Origin of the sequence: Silicimonas lutimaris, assembly GCF_047314965.1 — a bacterium.
Taxonomy (GTDB): domain Bacteria; phylum Pseudomonadota; class Alphaproteobacteria; order Rhodobacterales; family Rhodobacteraceae; genus JAVJUV01.
The window spans coordinates 17,848-39,104 of the sequence record NZ_JBLBVK010000029.1; the positions used below are offsets into that span (position 1 = coordinate 17,848).

Consider the following 21,257-nt stretch of genomic DNA (forward strand, 5'->3'; position numbering starts at 1 on the left):
TTTTTCTTCCGTGATGAATTCACGAATGCGAATATGTAAGGAACACTGACCCATGATATCGCGTCGCGATTTTCTGCAAGCCGCCATGGCGACCACCGCGATTTATGGTGGCTCGGGCTTTGGCAACTGGGCCAAGCTTGCCGCGCAACAGGCGCTGTCGCAGGACCAGCTGCTGGAGTTCGAGACCTTCGGAAATGTGTCGCTGATCCACATGACCGACATTCACGCCCAGCTGAAACCGATCTATTTCCGCGAACCCGAGATCAACCTGGGGGTAGGGGACAACAAGGGAGCCGTGCCGCACATTACCGGGGCAGACTTCCGTCGTCTCTACGGAATCGAAGATGGCAGCGCGTCGCACTATGCGTTGTCCTACAACGACTTCGCGTCTCTCGCCAAAGCCTACGGCCGCATGGGCGGACTCGATCGGATCGCCACGGTGGTCAAGGCAATCCGCGCCGCACGCCCCGATGCTATCCTGCTCGACGGCGGCGATACCTGGCATGGTTCCTACGGCTGTTACCACACGCAAGGCCAGGACGTGGTGAACGCCATGGGCCTGCTCAAGCCCGACGCGATGACCTTCCACTGGGAGTTCACGCTGGGCACCGAACGTGTACTCGAACTGATCGATCAGGTTGGCTTCCCGGCGCTGGGGCAGAACATCTTCGATGCGGAATGGGACGAACCGGCCGAGAATTTCGAGCCCTACACTTGGTTCGAGCGTGGCGGTGCCAAGATCGCCGTCATCGGCCAGGCCTTCCCCTACATGCCGATCGCGAACCCCGGATGGATGTTCCCCGAGTACTCGTTCGGTATCCGCGATGAGCGGATGCAGGAAATGGTCGACGAAGTCCGTGCAGAGGGCGCCGATCTGGTCGTCGTCCTCAGCCACAACGGTTTCGACGTCGACAAGAAGATGGCGAGTGTCGTCAGCGGCATCGACGTGATCCTGTCGGGCCACACCCACGATGCCCTGCCGGAACCTGTCCTGGTGGGCGAGACGATCATCGTCGCCACCGGGTCCAATGGCAAATTCGTCAGCCGCGTGGACCTCGATGTACGCGACGGCCGGATGATGGGTTTCCGCCACAAGCTGATCCCGATCTTCTCCGACGTGATCGAACCCGACGCCGAGATGGCCGCGCAGATAGACGCCGACCGCGCGCCTTACGAAGACAAACTGACCGAAGTCATAGGCCAGGCCGACGGAACGCTCTATCGTCGCGGCAACTTCAACGGCACCTGGGACGACCTGATCTGCGACGCGCTTCTGGAAGAGCGCGAAGCCGATATCGCGCTCAGCCCCGGCGTCCGCTGGGGGCCCTCGATCCTTCCGGGGCAGGACATCACGCGCGAGGATATCTGGAACGTCACCTCGATGACGTATCCGAACGCTTATCGTACTGAAATGACAGGTGAATTCCTGCATGTTGTCCTAGAAGACGTTGCCGATAACATCTTCAACCCGGATCCCTATTACCAGCAGGGTGGCGACATGGTTCGGGTCGGTGGCATGGGCTACCGGATCGACATCAACAAGCCGCAGGGCGAGCGCATTTCCGAAATGACGCTCCTCAGGACCGGCGAGGCGATCGACCCCGCCAAACCCTATGTCGTTGCCGGATGGGCCAGCGTGAATGAAGGCACCGAAGGTCCGCCGATCTGGGATGTGGTCGAAAACTATATCCGTCGGAAGGGCACCGTTTCCGTCGGAGAGAATGACACAGTCAAAGTCGTGACCGGGTAGGAGGTCGAGATGAACGAAACACCAAAGACATCACGGCGAGGTTTCCTGGCAGGCGCTATTGCTGCCGGTGGCGCGACCGTTGCCGCCAAAGCAAACGCTGCAGGCGATCCCGCGATTACCGAACTGCAGGATTGGTCTGTGGCACTTGGCGAAGGCGTCGATGCACGGCCCTACGGCTATCCGTCGGAATACGAAGCACATGTTAAACGCCGCAGCGTCGAATGGTTGACCGCCGATCCGGTTTCCTCGGTGAACTTCACGCCGCTGCATGAACTCGACGGCATCATCACCCCGAACGGCCTTTGCTTCGAGCGGCACCATGCCGGCATCGCCGATGTGGACCCTGCCAAGTACAGGCTGATGATCAACGGTCTCGTGGACACCCCCCTTGTGTTCACCCTTCAGGACCTCATGCGCTTTCCCCGTGAAAACCGGGTTCATTTTCTCGAATGCGCGGCGAACAGCGGCATGGAATGGCGTGGCGCCCAGCTGAACGGGTGCCAGTTTACGCACGGCATGATCCACAACGTCATGTATACGGGTGTCCCGCTGCGCTATCTGCTTGAAACCGCAGGGGTTAAAACCAACGGCAAATGGATCATGCCGGAAGGTGCCGACGCCTCGGCGATGACCCGCTCGATCCCGATCGAGAAAGCGATGGATGACTGCCTTGTCGCCTTCAAGATGAACGGAGAGGCGCTTCGCCCCGAGCAGGGCTATCCGGTGCGCCTGGTCGTGCCCGGCTGGGAAGGCAACATGTGGGTCAAGTGGATGCGCCGGATCGAAGTCGGCGATCAGCCCTGGCATCACCGCGAAGAGACCTCCAAGTACACCGATCTCTTCAAGGACGGAAAAGCCCGGCGTTTCACATGGGAGATGGACGCCAAGTCGGTCATCACCAACCCCAGCCCGCAGTCGCCGATCCTCCACAAAAGCGGCCCGACTGTCCTGACCGGCGTAGCATGGTCCGGTCGCGGCACGATCCCACGGGTCGACGTCTCGATCGACGGCGGCAAGAACTGGGCCGAGGCCCGGATGTCCGGACCCAGCCTCGATAAGTCGATGCATCGATTCTACTACGAGTTCGACTGGGACGGTTCGCCGCTTCTTCTGCAAAGCCGGGCGCATGACTCGACGGGCTATGTCCAGCCCACGAAAAGCGAGCTCCGCGCGATCAGGGGCGAAAACTCAATCTACCACAACAACGGTATCCAGACCTGGTACGTCAACGAGAAAGGCATCGCGGAAAATGTCGAAGTTTCTTAATCTTACCGCAGCCCTCATCGTCGCGTCCGCCCCGGCGTACGCGGCAGGTTTCGACCTTGGGCGTCCAGCGACTCCAGACGAAATCGCGGCTTGGGATATCGATATTCGGCCCGACGGCCTCGGACTTCCCGAAGGGTCCGGTGACGTCTGGACCGGGGAAGAGGTTTTCGCTGAGCGCTGTGCGGTCTGCCACGGTGATTTCGGCGAGGCCGTAGGTCGCTGGCCGGTGCTGGCTGGCGGGCAGGATAGTCTGACCCGCGACCGGCCCGTCAAGACGATCGGGTCCTACTGGCCATATCTCTCGACGGTCTGGGACTATGTGCACCGCGCCATGCCTTTCGGCGACGCCCAGTCGCTGACGGATGACGAGGTCTATGCGATCACCGCCTACCTTCTTTACCTCAACGACCTCGTCGATGATGATTTCACGCTCAGCAACGAGAACTTCCAGGAAATCCGGCTTCCGAACGAGCCGAATTTCTACATGGATGACCGCGCCGAAGTGGAGCTTGCGGCCTTCTCGGGCGATGTATGCATGGAGAACTGCAAGGACACGGTCGAGATCACGATGCGAGCTGCGGTTCTTGACGTGACTCCGGAAGAAACGCGCGCGCGTCAGCTGAAAGAGGCGGTTCAGGCGGCCAAAGACGGCATTGTGCCAGAAGTCCCGCAAGCTGCGGAGGCAGAGGAAGTTGAGGTTGCTTCGACGGACTCCGAATCCGCTACCGATGCCGCCGAAGAGGTGGCCGCTGTCGACCCGGCAATGGTCGAGGCGGGCGAGGCCGTCTTCAAGAAGTGCCAGTCCTGCCACCAGGTCGGCGACGGCGCCAAGGACCGCGCTGGCCCGGTTCTGAACGGCATCGTGGACAGGCCGGCCGCAAGTGTGGAAAGTTTCGCCAGCAAGTATTCCAAGCCGATGACAGCGGCTGCAGAAGGCGGACTGGTATGGACCGAAGAAGAACTGTCGGCCTTTCTCGAAAAGCCGCGTTCCTACATGAAGGGCACCAAGATGGGCTTTGCCGGGCTCAGCTCAGCGGAAGATCGCGCGGCCGTGATCGCGTATCTGCGGTCCTTCTCCGAGTGATGCCTGGGATTTTTCAGACCTCCCTGGCGGCCGCTGCGCTTTTTGCATTCGCAGGCGCAGCGGTCGCACAAAGTCTGGGTGACGTGTCGCGCGGTGAGGAGCTGTTCGGCAAGTGCTCGGGTTGCCATCAGGTCGGCCCCGAGGCGAAAAACCGGGTCGGACCGCATCTGAACGGCATCTTCGGACGGTCTGCGGCTGGTATCGAAGATTTCAGTTACTCCAAGGCGTTCGAACGCGCTGGTTCAAAGGGGCTGGAATGGCATCTCGATACACTCGATGCCTTTCTTGAGAACCCCAAGGCATTGGTACCCGGAACCCGGATGAGTTTCCGTGGTTTCGACGATGCCGAGGATCGCGCGGATGTCCTGGCTTATCTGCGCTCCTACTCCGCATCGCCGGCGAACATTCCCGAGGCAGATCCGACCGCGACGCCGACCGATCACGATATTGACCCTGCCATTCTCGCGATTGAGGGAGATCGGGAATACGGAGAGTACCTCTCCAGCGAGTGCACGACCTGCCATCAGGCCGATGGGGCCGACAAGGGCATTCCTTCGATCGTTCTGTGGCACGAGGAGGACTTCGTGGTCGCGATGCACGCCTACAAGAACAAGGTCCGGGAGCACCCGGTTATGAACATGGTCGCCGGCCGTCTGGGCGACGAAGAGATAGCGGCCCTAGCCGCTTATTTCGCGACCCTCGGAGAGTAGGGCGCGTTTTTTTTTGGGAGGACCAACATGATATTGAACAGACGAATTTTCCTCGGCGCCTCGGTTGCTGCGTCACTCGCGGCACCGATGGTTCGCGCAGCCGGTCACGGCAAACCACGCGTCGTTATAGTCGGCGGCGGGGCAGGGGGCGCGACAGCGGCTCGTTACATCGCAAAGGACAGCGACGGCGAAATCGATGTCACGCTGATCGAACCGACACGCACCTATTACACCTGCTTCTTCTCGAACCTCTATCTCGGCGGCTTCAAGCAGATGTCCGATCTCGGCCATAGCTACGGCACGCTGGCCTCGGAATACGGGATCAACGTCGTCCACGACTATGCAATCGGTGTCGACCGGGACGCCAAGACCGTCACCCTTGCGGGCGGTGCATCGGTTCCCTACGACAAGCTCATTCTCAGCCCAGGCATCGATTTTGTCGAAGGCTCCGTTCCCGGCTGGGATCTCTCTGCGCAGAACGCGATGCCCCATGCCTACAAGGCGGGCTCTCAGACTGAGCTTCTGAAGGCACAGGTGATGGGCATGCGCGAAGGTGGCCTGTTCGTCATGGTCGCGCCACCGAACCCCTATCGCTGCCCGCCCGGACCCTATGAGCGGATCTCGATGATCGCATACACGCTCAAGCAGACCAACCCGACAGCCAAGATCCTCATTGCGGATCCGAAAGAGAGCTATTCGAAACAGGCGCTCTTCGAGGAAGGCTGGCAAAACCACTATGGCGGAATGGTCGAACGCATCGGTCCCGATTTCGGCGGCGGCAACGTCTCGGTCAACGCGGCGGACATGACCGTCGATATCGACGGCAGCGTGGAACAGGCCGATGTCGTCAACGTGATCCCGGCCCAGAAGGCCGGGCGGATCGCGGAAATTGCCGGTGTCACCGATGGCAACTGGGCCCCGGTCAACCCCGAGGATATGTCCACCAAGGCCGATCCGGACATCTATGTCCTCGGCGATGCCGCAGCGCAGGGCGACATGCCCAAGTCGGGCTTCTCGGCCAATAGCCAGGCGAAGGTCTGCGCGAATGCGGTACGTGGCGCGCTGACCGGAAGTCGCGTGTTCCCGGCGAAGTTCTCGAACACCTGCTGGTCACTCATTTCCGAGAACGATGGCGTCAAGGTCGGCGCGAACTACGAGCCAGCAGACGGCAAGATAGCGTCCACGGGTGGCTTCGTCAGCCAGACGGGCGAAGACGCAGCACTTCGCAAGGCCACCTACGAAGAATCGGAAGGTTGGTACGCGGGGATCACCTCCGACATGTTCGGCTGACACGTTGAAACTCGGTCGGGCCTGACATGGATCAAGGCCCGGCCGGCTATGCGGGCTAGGTTGAAATCGAACCTGCAAAGGGAGGGAGCCATGAAGTCGCTTGCAACCGCTTTGATCGCCACGGCGATCGGTACTGCTACATATGCGCAGGAGGCCATCACCTACAGCTTTGATGGCAGCTACGACGACGCCGCATTCGCTGTCGAGTCGGCGATTGTCGGCAAGGGTCTCGTGATCGACTACATCAGCCACGTGGGCGAGATGCTTGCGCGCACCGGCGCCGACGTGGGCAGCGATACAAAGCTCTTCGACAACGCACAGATCTTCATCTTCTGCTCTGCCGTGGTCAGCCGCGAAGTGATGGAAGCCGACCCGGCGAATATCGTGCACTGCCCGTACGGCATCTACGTCGCCGAGCGTGACGGGAGCGTCACCATCGGGCACCGCAATTACCCTGACGGACCGATGGATAGGGTCGAGTCATTGCTCAAGGAAATCGTCACCGAGGCGGGGGGAGAATAAGTCTATGGATTACCAGTCGTTTTTCGAGGAACAGCTTCAGGCGCTTCGGGATGAAGGCAATTATCGGGTCTTTGCCGACCTCGAACGGCATCGCGGAGAGTTCCCGCATGCAACACGCCGCAACGGGCAGGGTGCCTCGGATGTGACGATCTGGTGTTCCAACGACTATCTTGGAATGGGACAGCATCCCGAAGTCCTCGCCGCGATGCACAAGGCGCTCGACCGCTCTGGCGCCGGGGCAGGGGGCACGCGCAACATCTCGGGGACGACCCACGACCACGTGGAACTCGAGGCGGAACTGGCCGACCTGCATGGCAAGGAAGCGGCACTCCTCTTCACCTCCGGATATGTTTCGAACTGGGCCGCTCTTGGGACCCTTGGCGCGAAGATTCCGGGGCTGGTGATCCTGTCCGACAGCCTGAACCATGCCTCTATGATCGAAGGCATCCGTCACAGCCGCGCCCAGAAGGTGATCTGGAAGCACAACGATCTCGAAGACCTCGAGGCCAGGCTTCAGGCGCTTCCCGCAAATGCGCCAAAGCTGATCGCGTTCGAATCCGTCTATTCGATGGATGGCGACATCGCTCCGATCAAGGAAATCTGCGACCTTGCCGACAAGTACGGCGCGATGACCTATCTCGACGAAGTGCATGCCGTTGGCATGTATGGCTCGCGCGGCGGCGGTGTTGCTGAACGCGAAGGCCTGATGGACAGGCTGACCATAATCGAGGGCACCCTTGGCAAGGCCTTCGGCGTTGTCGGCGGGTATATCGCCGCATCAGCCGCGCTTTGCGACTTCGTGCGCTCTTTCGCCTCCGGCTTCATCTTCACCACCGCTTTGCCGCCCCACGTTGCTGCCGGTGCAGCGGCCTCGATCCGGCACCTCAAGGCCTCCGGAACCGAGCGTGAGGCGCATCAGTCGCGTGTCGCCGAGGTTCGCGAACGTCTTGACGCGTTGGGCATTCCCCACGTGAAGAACCCAAGTCACATCATTCCGGTGATGGTCGGCGATCCGGTGAAGTGTAAATACATCTCCGACCTCCTCCTGGAAAAACACGGGATCTATATTCAGCCGATCAACTATCCGACGGTCCCCAAGGGAACCGAGCGCCTGCGGATCACCCCGTCGCCGGTTCACAAGGCCGAGGATGTCGACAAGCTGGTCAACGCGCTTTGCGATCTCTGGACACAGTGCCAGCTCGCGCGCCGCCCGATGGCGGCCCAGTAGGTTCAAACGCGGTCAGGCCGGCGTCGCGCTGGTCTGAAACCCATTCGACACGAAGATTGTAAGCAGGGCGCCGGCCCACATCGCGGCAACGGCGATCCATGCCGTCAGTGACAGGATTGCGCCGCCTGAAACGCCTGCGCCTACGGCGCAGCCTCCGGCCAGCATCGCGCCGAACCCCATCATCACGGCTCCGACCAGATACCGCTCCATCGGCGTGTCCGCTCCAAAACGCTGGATCTTCCACTCACCGGCTATGGCGGCCATCAGCGCCGATCCGAGAAAGACACCGGGAACCAGCCCGATGCCGAAATTCAGCGCCATCGAGCGTTCGGCGACCAGCGCCATCAGCGTGTCCGTCGAGGGGCCCGTGAACGTGACGCTGGAAATGGGTACGACTTCGAACGAGGTCGATGCGATCATCCATGTCAGCCACCAACCCAATGCGACCGCCAGACCGACGAAAACACCCGCAATGGTCCGGCTCACGGCCACGCTGTGCCGGAAGGCCATGACCATGCCAAGTCCGAGGCCCGCGAGGCCGATAAGGATCACTGCTGTCCGCGAAAGCCCGAAGATCACCATCAGGTCCCGGTCGATGCCACCCGTGATAGTCCAGAGCCCCGCCACCCATTCCCGTGCCGGTGCAAGAACGCCGCGATAGGACGCCTGCGCGACCAGAGTTACCACGAGTCCTGCGATCAGGGCGCGCAGGTTTCCGGTTCCCGAGAGAACCAGTAGCCGGCTTGCGCATCCGCGGGCGAGGATCATCCCTGATCCGAACAGCAGCCCTCCGATGATCGCTCCGCTCAGACTGCCGGTCGCCGCCAGTTGGCGCGCGGACGAAACATCCAGAATCCCGGCGAGAACGGCAAGCTGGGTTGCTATCAATGCCGAGAAAAAGGCGATCAGCCAGATGGCCATCCGGTCTGCGGGATGGGCCTCGGCGACTTCGGCGGTAGCGGCGCGCAGGCAGAAGCGCGAATGCTGGGCCGCGACGCCAAAAATCAGCCCGGTGGTCAGCCCGGCCAGCGCCAGGACAACCCCGTCACCCCATCTTTCGAGAAGCGTTTCCAACATGACAAATTCCTTTGGCGCGGGGGTACCAGAGGCAGGGGAGGTCAGGCATGATTTGGATCAAGCACCGTCACTCCCACTCCATCTGCTCGAAGACCCGGCCTGCATTCTTCGTCGCCAGTTCCTCGAACGTATCGAGATTCTGGAACGGTGTTTGATCGACGTAGTACGCCCCCGCCAGATCCCCTCCCGCATCGATGTGTTCACCGATGCGGTCCCTTATCCAGACCAGGTAATCCTTCGTGTAGCGTCGGACCTGATCCATGTTCGTCGGGTGCCCGTGACCCGGGATCACGTAGGTGGCATCCAGCACCTCGAATTCGTTGTCCCAGGTCTCCAGCCAGTCGGCCGTGATCGTATCCTCGAAGATCGGCAGCATGCGCTCGTGAAAGGCCATGTCGCCCGAGATCACCAGACTTTGGTTCGGAAGCCATACGACGATGTCGCCCGGCGAATGCGCCGGCCCCAGATAGCGCGCCTCGATCCTGAAATCTCCAAGCTCGACGATATATTCGTCGGCGAAGGTCTCGGTCGGCTGCACCGCCTCGGTGCCCTCTGCCTTGTCGCGATTATAGGCCCGCATCCCCACGAGGATCTGGTCGCCATGGGCCTCGAATTCCGAGGCGGCATCTTCATGGGCTACGATCTTCACACCCTGTTCCTGCCAATAGCTATTGCCCAGCATGGCATGACCTTGCCCGTTCTCGTTGAACACAAGAACCACCGGCTGGTCGGTGATGGCCTTGATCTCCTGATGCAGCGCTTCCGCCAGCACATAGGCCGCGCCTCCGTTGATAACGACAACGCCTTCGCCAGTGACGATGAAGGACAGGTTGTTATTGTGTCCCGTGTTCTCATAAGTCGGCGGCGCCGTGGCCCCGATCGCGGACCAGACGCCGGGAATGAATTCGACGGGCTTGGCGTAGAGGGGCGAGTTTGGATACTGATCCGCGATTTCCTCGGATGCGAATGCGGGCGCCGCAATCAGCGCAAGGATCAAAGCCCGGATCATGATGCTTCCTCCAAGAAGCGATATCCATCGCCGGCCGCCTCGATCCGGCCCAATCCGCCAGCAGGCAGATGGAAACCGACCATCAGCAGACCCGTATCCGCCAACTCGGCAAGCAGCGCCTGCCGAGTCACGATTCCGGCCTCCACATCTTGATCCGCGCCCGACGCCCAACCGGGCTTCTGCAGGGCAAGGTGGCCGTTGCCGATCGCATCACCAACGATCAGCGCAGTATCGCTGACCATGAACGCCATGTGCCCGGGCGTATGACCATAAGTGGCGCGCGCGACCACGCCGGGTACCACCGTATCGCCGTCGGAGAAGGTATTGAGGCCATCCGAGATAGCCTCCAGCCGGTTCCTTGCGCCCACGGCGAAAGATGCGCGGGCCTCGCCGATCTCATCGACCGTTGCGGGGTTCAGCCAGTAGTCGACCTCGTCCTGTCCGATGTGATGGGTGGCCTCGGAAAACAGGGGCTCATCGAAATCATCCAGTACGCCCCAGATGTGATCGGGATGGGCATGCGTGAAAACCACGTCCGTCACGTCCTCCGGCGCGACACCGGCCGCTTCGAGGCTGTCCAGGATCGTGCCTGCGCTCGGCATGAAGTTCGCACCCGATCCCGCATCGAACAGAATGGTCCGCTCCCCGTCCTGGTAAAGTGTCAGGTTGCAGGGTGTCTCGACCGTGTCGCCAGTGATTCCGGCGATCTCACGGGCCATGGACCGGTCAGCCTCGGGTAGGGCGCCAAGGGTGAAATCGGCGGGCAAGACAAGATATCCGTCGCTGACCGTGGTCAGCGTCCCCGAGCCGACGGCCATGCGCGCGATGGACTTACCAGCGACAAGCGAAAATGCGGCTCCAAGGCCAAAGGTTCTGCGAGTCAGACGCATCACCGTTCCTCCCTTAAATTCATGTAATCGAATATGATGAATCAAGGGACAGAAGGCAACAACAAAGCACAGCCTCGTTGCCCCGCATAACATGAATTATGTTAAGCGGGAATGGTCTCCATCAGTTCCTTCCAGCGATGGCAGGACACTTCATGGCCTGATCCGTCGCCCTCCAGCTGGGGCTCCACGGACTTGCAGACATCGATCGCATGGGGGCAGCGCGTGTGGAACTTGCACCCCGGGGGCTGGTTCGTCGGCGAAGGGATCTCGCCCTCCAGCTTCTGAGCCTTACCGCGATCATCGGGGTCCAGCGATGGGATCGCCGAGAAGAGAGCCTTTGTGTAGGGATGTCGTGGAGCGGCGAAAAGCTTGCGTGTCGGCGCCGTTTCGACCAGCCGGCCAAGGTACATCACAGCCACGTGGTCGCATGTATGCGCCACGACCGACAGGTCATGGCTGATGAACATGAAGGTCAGTCCCAGATCCTTCTGAAGCTGCTTCAGCAAGTTCAAGACGTCCGCCTGGATCGACACATCCAGCGCCGCCACGCTCTCATCGGCCACGACGAACTTCGGATCGGACACCAAAGCGCGCGCAATAGAGATCCGCTGGCGCTGGCCACCGGAAAACGCGTGCGGGAACCGCCGCAGGTGCTCAAGGTTCAGCCTGCACTTCGCGGCGATCTCTCGGACCCGGGCATCGGTTTCTGCCCGCGTCCTGGTGATGCCCATGACCTCCAGCGGTTCGGCTATGATGTCGCGCACGGTCATTCGGGGTGACAGTGCCGCGTATGGGTCCTGGAAGATCAGCTGAGCGCGCTTGCGATAGTCTTTCAGCTGTTCCTTGCTGATCTTCTCGAGATCATACTCGACCTCGCCGTCCGAATAATGCGCGTTTCCCCCGGTGATCGGTACCGCCTTCAGAAGAGCGCGTCCAAGGGTCGTTTTGCCCGACCCGGACTCGCCGACCAGACCAAAGAAGCTGCCCTTCTCGATGTGAATGGTGACGTTGTCGACGGCCTTCAACGTGAACTTGTTGAACAAGCCCTTTCCGATCTGAAAGCCGACGGAAAGGTTCTCGGCGCGGATCAGGGTCTCCGTCATTCCGCTGCCTCCCGGTAGATGTGACATGCCACCTTGTGATCCGCATTTACGTTGATTTCGTGCGGCAGGCGGCTGGAGCATTCGGGCCCGACGATCTGTGAGCATCGGGTATTGAAGACGCAGCCCGCAGGACGCTCCAGCGGCGACGGAATGTCCCCGGGTACGGGCGTCAGCGGCGCGTCCAGATCATCCAGCTTGGGAAGCGCTGAAATCAGTCCCTGCGTGTAGGGATGTTTCGGATTTCGGATAACTTCCCGAACGGGCCCTTCTTCGATCAGCCGGCCAAGGTACATCACGTTCACCCGGTCGCAGGTCTGCGCCACGACTCCCAGGTCATGGGTGATGAAGATGATGCCCATGTGGAACTCGTTCACCAGGTCTTTCATCAGGTCGATCACCTGCGCCTGGATGGTCACGTCCAGCGCTGTTGTCGGCTCGTCGGCGATCAGCAGCTTGGGCTTGGTGGAGAGTGCCATGGCGATCATCGCTCGCTGCCGCATGCCACCCGACAGCTCGAAGGCGTACTGATCGAAACGCCTTGACGCGTCCGAGATCCCCACCCTGTCCAGCATCTCGACAGAGATCTCCTTGGCCTTGGCCTTCGACATGTCCGAATGCAGCTGCAACTGCTCGACCATCTGCTTGCCGATCGTGATGGCCGGCGCGAAACTGGCCATCGGCTCCTGGAAGATCATCGAGATCGCACCGCCCCGCACGACCTTCAGTTCCGACGGGCGCTTCAGCGAAAGAACGTCAACCGGCCCGTCTTCCGTATGAAGCGTGATCTTCGACTCGGGCGTGTAAACCGCATTCCGGGCGTTCAGGTGCATCAGCGACTTCGCCGTCACGGATTTGCCTGAACCCGACTCGCCCACCAGCCCCATGACCTCGCCTTTCTTCAGCGAAAAGGACACGTCATCGACTGCGGTGATCAGACCCTCGTCTGTTCTGAATTGCAGCGTCAGGTTCTCGACGTCGATCAGCGCGCTCATTTGTTCGCCTCCGAATAGGGATCGGCGGCGTCGCGCAGTCCATCGCCCACGAAGACGAAGGCCATCACGAGAGCGATGAAGAAGAGAACGGGAATGAAGTACCACTGATAGTTCAGCATGACGTCGGCGCTCGTCGCATTCTGCAGCATCACGCCCAGAGACGAGACAGGATCCTTCAGGCCAAGCCCGATGAACGACAAGGCGGTTTCGGAGAGAACCATGTAGGGAAACGAGATCACCAGGTCGACGATGATGTAGCTTGTGAAACTGGGCAGAAGATGCCGCCGGATGACATGCGAGGATGACGCGCCGCACAGTTGGGCCGCCAGCACGTATTCCTGGTTTCTCTCAGTCAGAAGATGTGTCCTCACCCGCCGGGCAAGCGTGGGCCAGCCGATGAATCCAAGGATCAGAGATATATAGAAGAACCGCTGTTCGGCCGATAACTCCGGCGGCATGAAGGCCGCAACCGCCATGAACAGGGGAATTGCCGGAACGGTTCGGACGGCATCCGTGATCATCTGGATCACCCCGTCGATCCAGCCGCCGTAATAGCCGGACACCCCTCCTATGATGAGCGCAAGAAAGAACGCGATGAACACACCGATGCTGCCAACCTGAAGCGAGGTCCAGATCGCGTGAAGCGTGCGGGAAAAGATGTCCTTGCCAGCTGCATCGGTCCCGAACAGGTGGATCGCCCCTTGGTCCATGCCGAACAACCGGGTTTTCATCGGGATGAAGCCCAGTAGCTTGTAAGGCGCTCCCTCGACGAAGAACTGAACGTATCTGCGCTCGTCCTCGTTCACCTTCTCGACCCAGCGGAAGTTCGTCTCGATCGACCGCACGCGTTCGACCGTATGCAGGAACGGGCGAAGCGAACAGCCGTTCTTGTCGCAGAACTGCGGGATCGTGGGCGCGCCGTTCAGGTAGTCCTTGTTGCGCCCCGCGACGGTGGGATCATAGGGCGACAGGAAAGGCGCGAAAATTCCCGAAACGACCATAACCAACAGCACGATGGCAGCGATCATCGCCGAGCGCTGCTTCTTGAACCTGCTCCAGATCAACTGGCTCTGAGACGCTGTGAAATACGCCTCCTTGGCCCGGCGTTCGGCAGAATCATCCATCCCCGCGACCTGGGCCGATACGGTTTTCATGTTCATCGGATCGGGTGCGTCGGTCATCGTACGATACTCTTGCGAACCCGCGGATCCAGTGCCGCGAGCAGGACATCGGTGAAGAAGTTCAGCGCCACGATCGACGCAGTCAGCAGAAAGATGATCGCGCCAGCAAGCTGCTGGTCATTCGACCGCGCCAGCGCCTCGATCAAAAGCGCGCCGGCATCCGTCAGCGTCAGGATCAGCGCCACGATCGGCAACTCGTTGAAGATCCGGTTCAGGTCGAAGCCAAGCGAGTTGACGATGGGTCCCAACGCGTGGCGCGCGGGATAGTTCCAGAGAAGCTTGCGCCCATGCACACCCCGCGCGGCCGCGGCGGTGACATAAAGCTTGCCGATCTCATCCGACATCAGTGCGCGGACGGTCTGAAGCGCAAAAGCTGTCGCCGACCAGCCAAGGATGAAGATCGGCAACCACGCGTGCTTCAGCAGGTCCAGAACCTTCCCCCACGTCCACGGAGCATCCCGGTACTCGGCCGAAAACAGCCCCGTCAGAGTCTCTCCGAACCAAACGGTTGAAAAGAGCATGATCATCAACGCGAGAAGGAAGTTGGGCATTGCCAGGCCAAGGTAGCTTACAATGCGCAACGAGTTGTTCAGAAGCGCGTTGTTCGAAGCGGCGGCGATGATGCCGACCGGGACCGCAATGGCATAGGCCAGCGCCAGCGACGCCAGGCAAACCGCAAGCGAAAGCCAGAATTTGTCACCCAGAAGCTGGGCGATATTGACGCGAAGGATGCAGCTGTCGCCGAATTCACCCTGAAACGCGCCCACGATCCACTTCGCCCAACGCTCCATGAACGGGCGATCCAGCCCAAGGCGAATGCGCTCGTTCTCGATGTCGGCCAGCGAAATCGTCGAGCCCTGCGTATTCTTGAAAGCCAGGTAGCGTTCGGCGCAATCGCCGGGCACCAGTTCCATGAGCGAGAAAACGACAAGTGACACGATGATAAGCGTGATCATCGCCATGACCGCCCGCGTGGCCACGAATCTCGCGAAGTTCAGCATTCAGGCGTCCCCATCGCACCCTTGCCTTGCCCGGTTCGGTCCGGGTCGTCGGCACCATCCTTTGCAGGTGTCCGCGGGCGAGTGACCCGCCCGCGGCATTCGTCAGACCGTTCTGGCCCTTATTCGTCCAGCCACCACTGGGCGGGAAGATACGGGAACGTCCTGTAGTATTCGTAGGACGTTGTCTTGAACTGGGTGAAGTTCTTCAGGTCGTTGTTGTGGATCAACGGAGCCGGCGCAAGCACCGTACCGATGAACAACATCTCGTCCACCATCTTCTGGGCAAGCTTCGTCGCCAGCGCCTTCTGTTCGTCAGAACCGATCGGAGCGGACTGGAACGCGTTCACGTCGGCGATCATCTCGTTCACCCATGCCGGCGGCTCCACGCCACTCGCTCCGCCAGACTCCAGGTATTCGGCCCAGAGCATGCCGGTGCGGATGTCGAAGTAACCGTCGAACGGTGGAACCCAGTAGGTGTTGTCGCCAAGGTGCAGGGCAAGCGGCTGACCCTTGCGCCAGATCATGACGTCAAGCTGGTTAGCGGACTGTGCCGACCGGTACTCGTCCGGCGTCACTTCCTTCACAGTGGTCTCGACGCCCACATCGGTCCAGTTCTGAGCCACCAGCTGTGCAAGCTCGCCGGGTGCGCCCTGCGTCGCGAACTGCAGGTTCAGCACGAACTTGTCGCCATTCGGCAGTTCGCGCATTCCGTCACCGTCGGTATCGACCATGCCCACCTCGTCCAGCATGGCATTGGCCATGGCCGGGTCGTACTGGGCATATGCCGTCTCAAGCTCGGCCGGCATGAAGTCCGGCAAAGGCGAGAAACCGTTATATTGCAGCGGCCTGCCCTGACCGAAATAGGCGACCTCGTTGATCTGGTCGCGGTCGATGGCCACCGACATGGCACGGCGGAACTCGACGTTTCCGAACAACTCGCGCTTGGCCATGTCTTCCGACGTGACGTTGAACGAAAGTGTCGGGAAGGCGATGTCGGGGTTCAGCTGAACCGTGTAATTCCCCTTTTCCTGGTTCTCCAGAAGAAGCGGTGCCGAAGCAAGCTGCAGCGACTGGGCCTTGTAGTCCACTTCGCCGTTGATCACCGACAGGATGCGAACCTCGTTGTCGTTCTTGTACAGCTCATCCTGCTCCGAGATGTAGGGCAGCTGCTGTCCCGTCGTGTCCACCATGAAGAAATAAGGGTTCGCCACATAGTGGCGGCCTTCGGTGGTATCGGAAACGGTGAGGAAGCTTTCCAGCGTCGGCACCACGGCTTTCGGCAGACCGTCCACGATGGCCGGCCGCGACAGAAGCGGCGACGGCGTGTCGGTCCAGTCCGAGTTTCCGTAATAGGCCAGGATCGCGTCATAGCCGTTTTCGAATCCAAGCGATTGCGCATAGGAATCCGCGTCAGGGTTCACGCCCGGATGGAACTGTCCCAGGAAGTGCTTCGGCTGGAAGCCCTGGGCATAGGACGTCGCGAAGTGGGCAAGCAGACCCGGCTTCGGTGCAGGCAGGTTGAACACCACCGTCACGTCGTCCGGCGTATCAACCGTCATCTGCTCGCCACCGACCAGCACATAGTCCTTCGGGGTCTCGTTGATGTTCGAATCCAGCATGATGTTGTCATGCCAGAACTTCACGTCAGCCGAAGTGAACGGAGCGCCGTCCGACCATTTGTGACCTGCGCGAAGCGTGAAGGTCAGCTGGGTGAAGTCGTCATTCCATGACCACGACTTCGCGACGTTCGGCACGATGGTCTGCAGGTCGTCCGCATAGCGCACAAGGTTCACGTGACGCGTGGACAGGAAGTCAGACGTGCCGGCCTCGGTGGCGTTGGACAGCGCATCGAGAGTGCCGCCGTACTTGCCAACCGACTCGTAGGGCACCACGACCAGGGGCTCGGCAGGAAGGCGATCAGCCAACGCAGGGAGGTCGCCGTTGCCCTTTATCCGGCCATTCAGCGCACCCGCATCAGGGTTGCCCGAGAATTCCATCGTGCAACCCGCGGCTGACTGGAATTCGGCAAGTTCATATTGCTGAGGGAATGCGCCCGCAGCGACCCCCCCCATGTCGGCGACCGTGATTCCCGGGCAGTTGGCCAAGGCCATGCCAGGCAGAACGACCATGGCCGCGCCTGAAAGAAGTATCCGTTTCATCTTCACTCCTGTTGCATCGTTTTTTTGTCCGGTCGGTCATGAGCCGGCCGAGTTGGCGTCCTTGCGGCGCAATTGAAGGTTAAGGTCACGGCAGAATTCACATAGCGCCAGACGCGATGCGAATTTAACGCCAGTGGCCATACCGGATAACCTGTCCCCTTCATTCCCCATTTGCAGCGGCATCTTCACGTCCGGGCAAGCGTTGACTGACGCCTTTCCGTAACAGCAGCATGACGCCCCCCAAAATCCAGACCCGCCCCTTCAAGCGGATCCCGTCTTAACGCCTCCGTCAACCACCATTGTTCGAGAGAAGGTGTTCTCCGGATGGACCATGCGATGGCAAAGCATTTGGCGCGACAAATCAAGACAAATTGCCTGAGACTCGGGCGATTCTGAAATATCGCGCAATTCCCCGGCAGCGGTCATGTCATGCAGCACCTGTGGCAAGGAGCCCGCGAAATGCACCAGTTTGTGGGTTTCGGTGCGCAGGATCGCAAGGTTGGCTTCGCGCGCGGACAAACCCAATTCCCTTTGCAATGCTGTTCCGGAAACCGGATCTCCAAAGTCGATCTCCGAAAAGCTGACAGCCCTGCCGCCACTGCCGGATTTGATCGCCGGAAGAAGACTTGTACCGTTCATTGAATCCGGCACCCGTGCGCCGACCAGCTCGAGGATCGTGGGCGACACGTCGATGGATTCGGTCATGCCCGTGATTCTACCCGGCACTTCGCCCGGAACGCGAATCATCAGTGGCACGTGGAAGGCCGCGTCGTGGTAGGTGTCCTTGCCCCAGATGCCATGATCGCCCAGCATCTCACCGTGATCGGACGTGACCACAAGGATCGTGTCGTCCCAACGCCCCGACGCTTTCAGCCACGAAATCACGCGCCCGATATGGTGATCAACTTCTGCGGCAAGGCCAAGGTAAAGCGCCCGCAACTGCTGAATCGTCTCTTCGCTTTCATCAAGGTTCGGAAAACCCTCGACAGTCGAAGACGCCCGCTTCGTTCGCTGCAACGCTTCGACGAAAGGATGCGGTGCGTTGTCCTGCGACTGGACCGGCTGCGGAACCTTCAGGGGATCGAACATCGTGTTGTACGGGGCCGGCGCCACGAACGGCGGGTGCGGGCGGATATAGGTCAGCGCTGCAAACCAGCCCGCAGGCTCGCGCTCCATCCGAACGAGGAAGCGGTCAGTCAGAAAAGCCGTGTCGCTGTCCTCTGCCTTGTACAGGGCCGGCGCGGCGACGGTTTCGCCATCGGGAACATATAGCGCCATACCATCCGGCACCTTGTATCCCCTGCCCGTCAAGTGCTCGCGCCACGCGGTATCGTCCGTTTCCTGGCGCATCCGGACAACCTCGGTAAACCCGGGCAAAAGCTCCTCATAGCTCAAGAGCCTCGGGTCATCCGGCTCCAGAACACGCGGATCCTGCGTCACGTCCGTATAGCCGAACAACAGCGGATCATATCCCGCGGCCCGCATTTCCCTGGCAAGGTTGGGCGTGTCATGACGCAATGGCGTGCCGTTCCGGACTGCGCGGTGGTTCATCGCGTACTGCCCGGTGAACAGAGAAACCCGCGACGGGCCACACGGCGCGGCAACGGTATAGTGGCGCGCGAAGGTACAGGATTCCTCGGCAAGCGCAGACATGTTCCTCAGCCCCGCGATCCCCGCCAGTCTTCCATCCAGAAGGTCGGCACGAAGCTGGTCGACGATGATCAGAAGAACGTTCGGTTTGTCGGGCATGGTGTCTCCAAGGGCGCGCACACTGTTTTCGACGAAACTTGGCGGCTCAAGTCAACACGTTCATGAAGGCCCGGATCGCCGGCACGTCGCGGCGGGCCGTCAGGGTGATCAGTGTCTCGGTCATCCCGACATCGACACCGCCAAGGGCAACCTTCCGAAGGCGCGTGTCATGACCGAATTCGGCATCGGACAGAAATCCGATGCCGGCGCCCGAAGCCACGACTTCCCGCATCGCTTCTCTCCCCTCGACCTCGATGACCGGCCGCAGGCTCACGCCTGCTTCCGCCGCGACTGCCTCCAACCGCGCACGGGTTCGAGATCCCGGCTCGCGAAACACAAGGGGCCAGCGGGGCAAATCGGCGAAAGGGATCTCGGCAGGTTCGCCCGGCAACAACCCGTGCGCCGCGATCGCCACGATCGGCGTGCGCCCAAGTTCGACACGGTCGACATCCTGCGCCGGCCCCAGGTTGCCCACAACGCCGACCTCGGCATCATAATTCCGCAGGCGGGCCAACACATCCTCCGTATTCCCCGTCCAGAGAGACAGCGAAACAGCCGGATGCGCCACCCGGAACCGTCCGATGGCCGGCGTGATGTGAACCGCCGAGTCCGCCACGATCCGCAACCGGCCGGTTACGGCCGCACGGCTCTGATCCAGGTAGGCGGCAATTTCGTCCTCTGTCTCGAAGAAACGGTTGGTCAGGCGGAACAACCCCTCGCCCGCCTCGGTCAGACGCACCTGCCGGTGCTCGCGATGGAACAGAAGCACGTCATGCGCCTCTTCCAGACGCCTGACCTGGTCGGAGATTGCCGGTTGGGTCTGACCCAGAAGATCGGCGGCCCGCGAGAAGCCGCCGGCGCGGGCAACCTGATGAAACGCGCGAAGTTGAGTGTACCGCAATGTCCGCCCCGGTTTCCCTTGTTGTCAGTTGATATCAGAAAAATCTATGGATCAATAGAAAAGTAAGATTTTACATATGCCACTCAAAAGGCAATGGTCCCGCCAAGTTCAACGGAGTGGCCCAATGACCGATGCCTTTCCCAATCCCGCCCTTGGCGAACCTTTTCTCCTGACCCCCGGCCCCCTGACCACGGCACTTTCGGTCAAGGAAGCCATGCTCAAGGATTGGGGCAGCTGGGACGACGACTTCCGCGCGATGACTCGCGCGCTGCGCGACCGTCTGCTGGCGCTCTGCGGCCCGGGTGCGAACCACTATGACTGCGTGCCGATACAGGGCTCGGGATCCTATTGCGTCGAAGCGATGCTTGGCTCATTCGTGCCGAGAAACGGCAAGGTGCTGGTGCTGGCCAACGGCGCCTATGGCCTCCGCGCCGCCAAGACCCTCGAATACCTCGGCCGCGCGTGCCACCTTCTGGACAAGGGCGACTACCTCCCGCCGCGCGGCGCCGAGGTGGCGGACATCCTGGCGGCCGATCCCGCCATCACCCATGTCCTGGCCATCCATTGCGAAACCTCGTCCGGCATCCTGAACCCGATCGAGGAAATCGCCGAGGTCACACATGCCGCCGGCCGCAAGTTCCTGATCGACAGCATGTCCGCCTTCGGTGCCCTGCCGCTCGATCCCATCGCGCTGAACTGCACCGCTTTCGTCTCGTCCGCCAATAAATGCATCGAGGGCGTGCCGGGCTTCGGCTTCGTGATCGCCCGAAAAGACGAGATCGCCTCCGCCAAGGGGAACAGCCACTCGCTCGCCCTCGACGTGCACGCACAATGGGACACGATGGAGAAGACCGGCCAGTGGCGATTCACGCCACCGACACACACCGTCGCAGCTTTCATGAAAGCGCTCGACCTGCACGAAGCCGAAGGTGGCGCACCCGGACGGCTGGCCCGCTATACCCGGAACCGCGACGTCATGGTCGAGGGCATGCGCGCCCTCGGGTTCGAGACGCTCCTTGCCGATCGCTGGCTCTCGCCGATCATCGTCACCTTCTTCTGCCCCGCTGATCCGGCCTTCCGGTTCCAGGCATTCTACGACGCCATGAAGGCGCGCGGGTTCATCATCTACCCTGGGAAGCTGACGGTCGTGGACTCGTTCCGCGTTGGCTGCATCGGCCGGATGGATGACGACATCATGCGCCGCGTTGTTGCCGCCGCCGGCGAGGCTCTGACCGAAATGGGAGTCGCCTCCGCGGCTCCGCCCGCCTCCGCATTGGAAGAACGGCGAAAGCTTGCCGCCTGACTGCCACACACCTTGCCATACACTTTGCCGACAGAAAGCCGA

At 60.9% G+C, this 21,257-nt stretch carries 18 protein-coding genes; 8 read left to right on the forward strand and 10 right to left on the reverse strand.

The genetic code is table 11. The features are described 5' to 3' along the window. The first annotated feature begins 52 nt into the window (after positions 1-52). The 7 genes from soxB (at position 53) to hemA (ending at position 7,850) form a co-directional block, all read left to right on the forward strand. Positions 53-1,750 carry a thiosulfohydrolase SoxB gene (gene soxB / locus ACKLNI_RS02080; protein ID WP_413717334.1) on the forward strand — a complete coding sequence of 566 codons (1,698 nt, stop codon included), beginning with the start codon at positions 53-55 and terminating at the stop codon, positions 1,748-1,750. 9 nt (positions 1,751-1,759) lie between these two features. Next, positions 1,760-3,016 (forward strand): sulfite dehydrogenase, encoded by a 1,257-nt coding sequence (gene soxC, locus ACKLNI_RS02085; protein WP_413717335.1) that lies wholly within the window; start codon positions 1,760-1,762, stop codon positions 3,014-3,016. Beyond that, positions 3,000-4,100, forward strand: coding sequence for a c-type cytochrome (locus ACKLNI_RS02090; RefSeq protein WP_413717336.1), 1,101 nt, complete (start codon positions 3,000-3,002; stop codon positions 4,098-4,100). The genes soxC and ACKLNI_RS02090 overlap by 17 nt, the downstream gene beginning before the upstream one ends. After that, positions 4,100-4,810, forward strand: a complete 711-nt coding sequence (locus ACKLNI_RS02095) for a c-type cytochrome (RefSeq protein ID WP_413717337.1) — start codon at positions 4,100-4,102, stop codon at positions 4,808-4,810. The genes ACKLNI_RS02090 and ACKLNI_RS02095 overlap by 1 nt, the downstream gene beginning before the upstream one ends. Positions 4,811-4,837: 27 nt before the next feature. Continuing rightward, entirely contained in the window at positions 4,838-6,100 is a 1,263-nt protein-coding gene (locus ACKLNI_RS02100) for an FCSD flavin-binding domain-containing protein (protein ID WP_413717338.1), read from the forward strand. Positions 6,101-6,190: 90 nt separating this feature from the next. Beyond that, on the forward strand, positions 6,191-6,622 hold the full coding sequence (locus tag ACKLNI_RS02105; RefSeq protein ID WP_413717339.1) for a DUF302 domain-containing protein: 432 nt from the start codon (positions 6,191-6,193) through the stop codon (positions 6,620-6,622). A 4-nt stretch (positions 6,623-6,626) separates the two neighbouring features. Continuing rightward, positions 6,627-7,850: a 5-aminolevulinate synthase gene (gene hemA / locus ACKLNI_RS02110; RefSeq protein ID WP_413717340.1), complete on the forward strand. Its 1,224-nt coding sequence runs from the start codon at positions 6,627-6,629 to the stop codon at positions 7,848-7,850. Positions 7,851-7,862: 12 nt separating this feature from the next. Here the strand turns inward: hemA and ACKLNI_RS02115 are convergent, their stop codons facing one another. From ACKLNI_RS02115 to ACKLNI_RS02160, 10 genes are all read right to left on the reverse strand, one after another. Further along, positions 7,863-8,927: a YeeE/YedE family protein gene (locus ACKLNI_RS02115; RefSeq protein WP_413717341.1), complete on the reverse strand. Its 1,065-nt coding sequence runs from the start codon at positions 8,925-8,927 to the stop codon at positions 7,863-7,865. Positions 8,928-8,994: 67 nt separating this feature from the next. Beyond that, positions 8,995-9,936: an MBL fold metallo-hydrolase gene (locus ACKLNI_RS02120; protein WP_413717342.1), complete on the reverse strand. Its 942-nt coding sequence runs from the start codon at positions 9,934-9,936 to the stop codon at positions 8,995-8,997. Beyond that, positions 9,933-10,826 (reverse strand): MBL fold metallo-hydrolase, encoded by an 894-nt coding sequence (locus tag ACKLNI_RS02125; protein WP_413717343.1) that lies wholly within the window; start codon positions 10,824-10,826, stop codon positions 9,933-9,935. Before ACKLNI_RS02125 ends, ACKLNI_RS02120 begins: the two co-directional genes overlap by 4 nt. A 101-nt stretch (positions 10,827-10,927) precedes the next feature. After that, positions 10,928-11,929: an ABC transporter ATP-binding protein gene (locus ACKLNI_RS02130; RefSeq protein ID WP_413717344.1), complete on the reverse strand. Its 1,002-nt coding sequence runs from the start codon at positions 11,927-11,929 to the stop codon at positions 10,928-10,930. Further along, on the reverse strand, positions 11,926-12,921 hold the full coding sequence (locus ACKLNI_RS02135) for an ABC transporter ATP-binding protein (RefSeq protein ID WP_413717345.1): 996 nt from the start codon (positions 12,919-12,921) through the stop codon (positions 11,926-11,928). The genes ACKLNI_RS02130 and ACKLNI_RS02135 overlap by 4 nt, the downstream gene beginning before the upstream one ends. Further along, complete coding sequence (locus ACKLNI_RS02140; RefSeq protein ID WP_413717356.1) at positions 12,918-14,081, reverse strand: ABC transporter permease; 1,164 nt, start codon at positions 14,079-14,081, stop codon at positions 12,918-12,920. The genes ACKLNI_RS02135 and ACKLNI_RS02140 overlap by 4 nt, the downstream gene beginning before the upstream one ends. Positions 14,082-14,098: 17 nt before the next feature. Beyond that, on the reverse strand, positions 14,099-15,103 hold the full coding sequence (locus tag ACKLNI_RS02145) for an ABC transporter permease (protein ID WP_413717346.1): 1,005 nt from the start codon (positions 15,101-15,103) through the stop codon (positions 14,099-14,101). 119 nt (positions 15,104-15,222) lie between these two features. After that, positions 15,223-17,262 carry an ABC transporter substrate-binding protein gene (locus ACKLNI_RS02150; RefSeq protein ID WP_413717347.1) on the reverse strand — a complete coding sequence of 680 codons (2,040 nt, stop codon included), beginning with the start codon at positions 17,260-17,262 and terminating at the stop codon, positions 15,223-15,225. A gap of 261 nt (positions 17,263-17,523) precedes the next feature. Then, positions 17,524-19,011 carry a sulfatase-like hydrolase/transferase gene (locus ACKLNI_RS02155; protein WP_413717348.1) on the reverse strand — a complete coding sequence of 496 codons (1,488 nt, stop codon included), beginning with the start codon at positions 19,009-19,011 and terminating at the stop codon, positions 17,524-17,526. Between the two features lie 46 nt (positions 19,012-19,057). Further along, entirely contained in the window at positions 19,058-19,912 is an 855-nt protein-coding gene (locus ACKLNI_RS02160) for a LysR substrate-binding domain-containing protein (protein ID WP_413717349.1), read from the reverse strand. Positions 19,913-20,036: 124 nt separating this feature from the next. Here ACKLNI_RS02160 and ACKLNI_RS02165 point away from each other — a divergent pair, with 124 nt between their 5' ends. Further along, positions 20,037-21,215: a 2-aminoethylphosphonate--pyruvate transaminase gene (locus ACKLNI_RS02165; protein ID WP_413717350.1), complete on the forward strand. Its 1,179-nt coding sequence runs from the start codon at positions 20,037-20,039 to the stop codon at positions 21,213-21,215. Positions 21,216-21,257 lie beyond the last annotated feature (42 nt).

Excerpts from the sequence above, each read along its gene's own strand:
- soxB (WP_413717334.1), top strand. The coding sequence starts at position 53 with ATGATATCGCGTCGCGATTTTCTGCAAGCCGCCATGGCGACCACCGCG.
- soxC (WP_413717335.1), top strand. The coding sequence starts at position 1,760 with ATGAACGAAACACCAAAGACATCACGGCGAGGTTTCCTGGCAGGCGCT.
- ACKLNI_RS02090 (WP_413717336.1), top strand. The coding sequence starts at position 3,000 with ATGTCGAAGTTTCTTAATCTTACCGCAGCCCTCATCGTCGCGTCCGCC.
- ACKLNI_RS02095 (WP_413717337.1), top strand. The coding sequence starts at position 4,100 with ATGCCTGGGATTTTTCAGACCTCCCTGGCGGCCGCTGCGCTTTTTGCA.
- ACKLNI_RS02100 (WP_413717338.1), top strand. The coding sequence starts at position 4,838 with ATGATATTGAACAGACGAATTTTCCTCGGCGCCTCGGTTGCTGCGTCA.
- ACKLNI_RS02105 (WP_413717339.1), top strand. The coding sequence starts at position 6,191 with ATGAAGTCGCTTGCAACCGCTTTGATCGCCACGGCGATCGGTACTGCT.
- hemA (WP_413717340.1), top strand. The coding sequence starts at position 6,627 with ATGGATTACCAGTCGTTTTTCGAGGAACAGCTTCAGGCGCTTCGGGAT.
- ACKLNI_RS02115 (WP_413717341.1), bottom strand. The coding sequence starts at position 8,927 with ATGTTGGAAACGCTTCTCGAAAGATGGGGTGACGGGGTTGTCCTGGCG.
- ACKLNI_RS02120 (WP_413717342.1), bottom strand. The coding sequence starts at position 9,936 with ATGATCCGGGCTTTGATCCTTGCGCTGATTGCGGCGCCCGCATTCGCA.
- ACKLNI_RS02125 (WP_413717343.1), bottom strand. The coding sequence starts at position 10,826 with ATGCGTCTGACTCGCAGAACCTTTGGCCTTGGAGCCGCATTTTCGCTT.
- ACKLNI_RS02130 (WP_413717344.1), bottom strand. The coding sequence starts at position 11,929 with ATGACGGAGACCCTGATCCGCGCCGAGAACCTTTCCGTCGGCTTTCAG.
- ACKLNI_RS02135 (WP_413717345.1), bottom strand. The coding sequence starts at position 12,921 with ATGAGCGCGCTGATCGACGTCGAGAACCTGACGCTGCAATTCAGAACA.
- ACKLNI_RS02140 (WP_413717356.1), bottom strand. The coding sequence starts at position 14,081 with ATGAACATGAAAACCGTATCGGCCCAGGTCGCGGGGATGGATGATTCT.
- ACKLNI_RS02145 (WP_413717346.1), bottom strand. The coding sequence starts at position 15,103 with ATGCTGAACTTCGCGAGATTCGTGGCCACGCGGGCGGTCATGGCGATG.
- ACKLNI_RS02150 (WP_413717347.1), bottom strand. The coding sequence starts at position 17,262 with ATGAAACGGATACTTCTTTCAGGCGCGGCCATGGTCGTTCTGCCTGGC.
- ACKLNI_RS02155 (WP_413717348.1), bottom strand. The coding sequence starts at position 19,011 with ATGCCCGACAAACCGAACGTTCTTCTGATCATCGTCGACCAGCTTCGT.
- ACKLNI_RS02165 (WP_413717350.1), top strand. The coding sequence starts at position 20,037 with ATGACCGATGCCTTTCCCAATCCCGCCCTTGGCGAACCTTTTCTCCTG.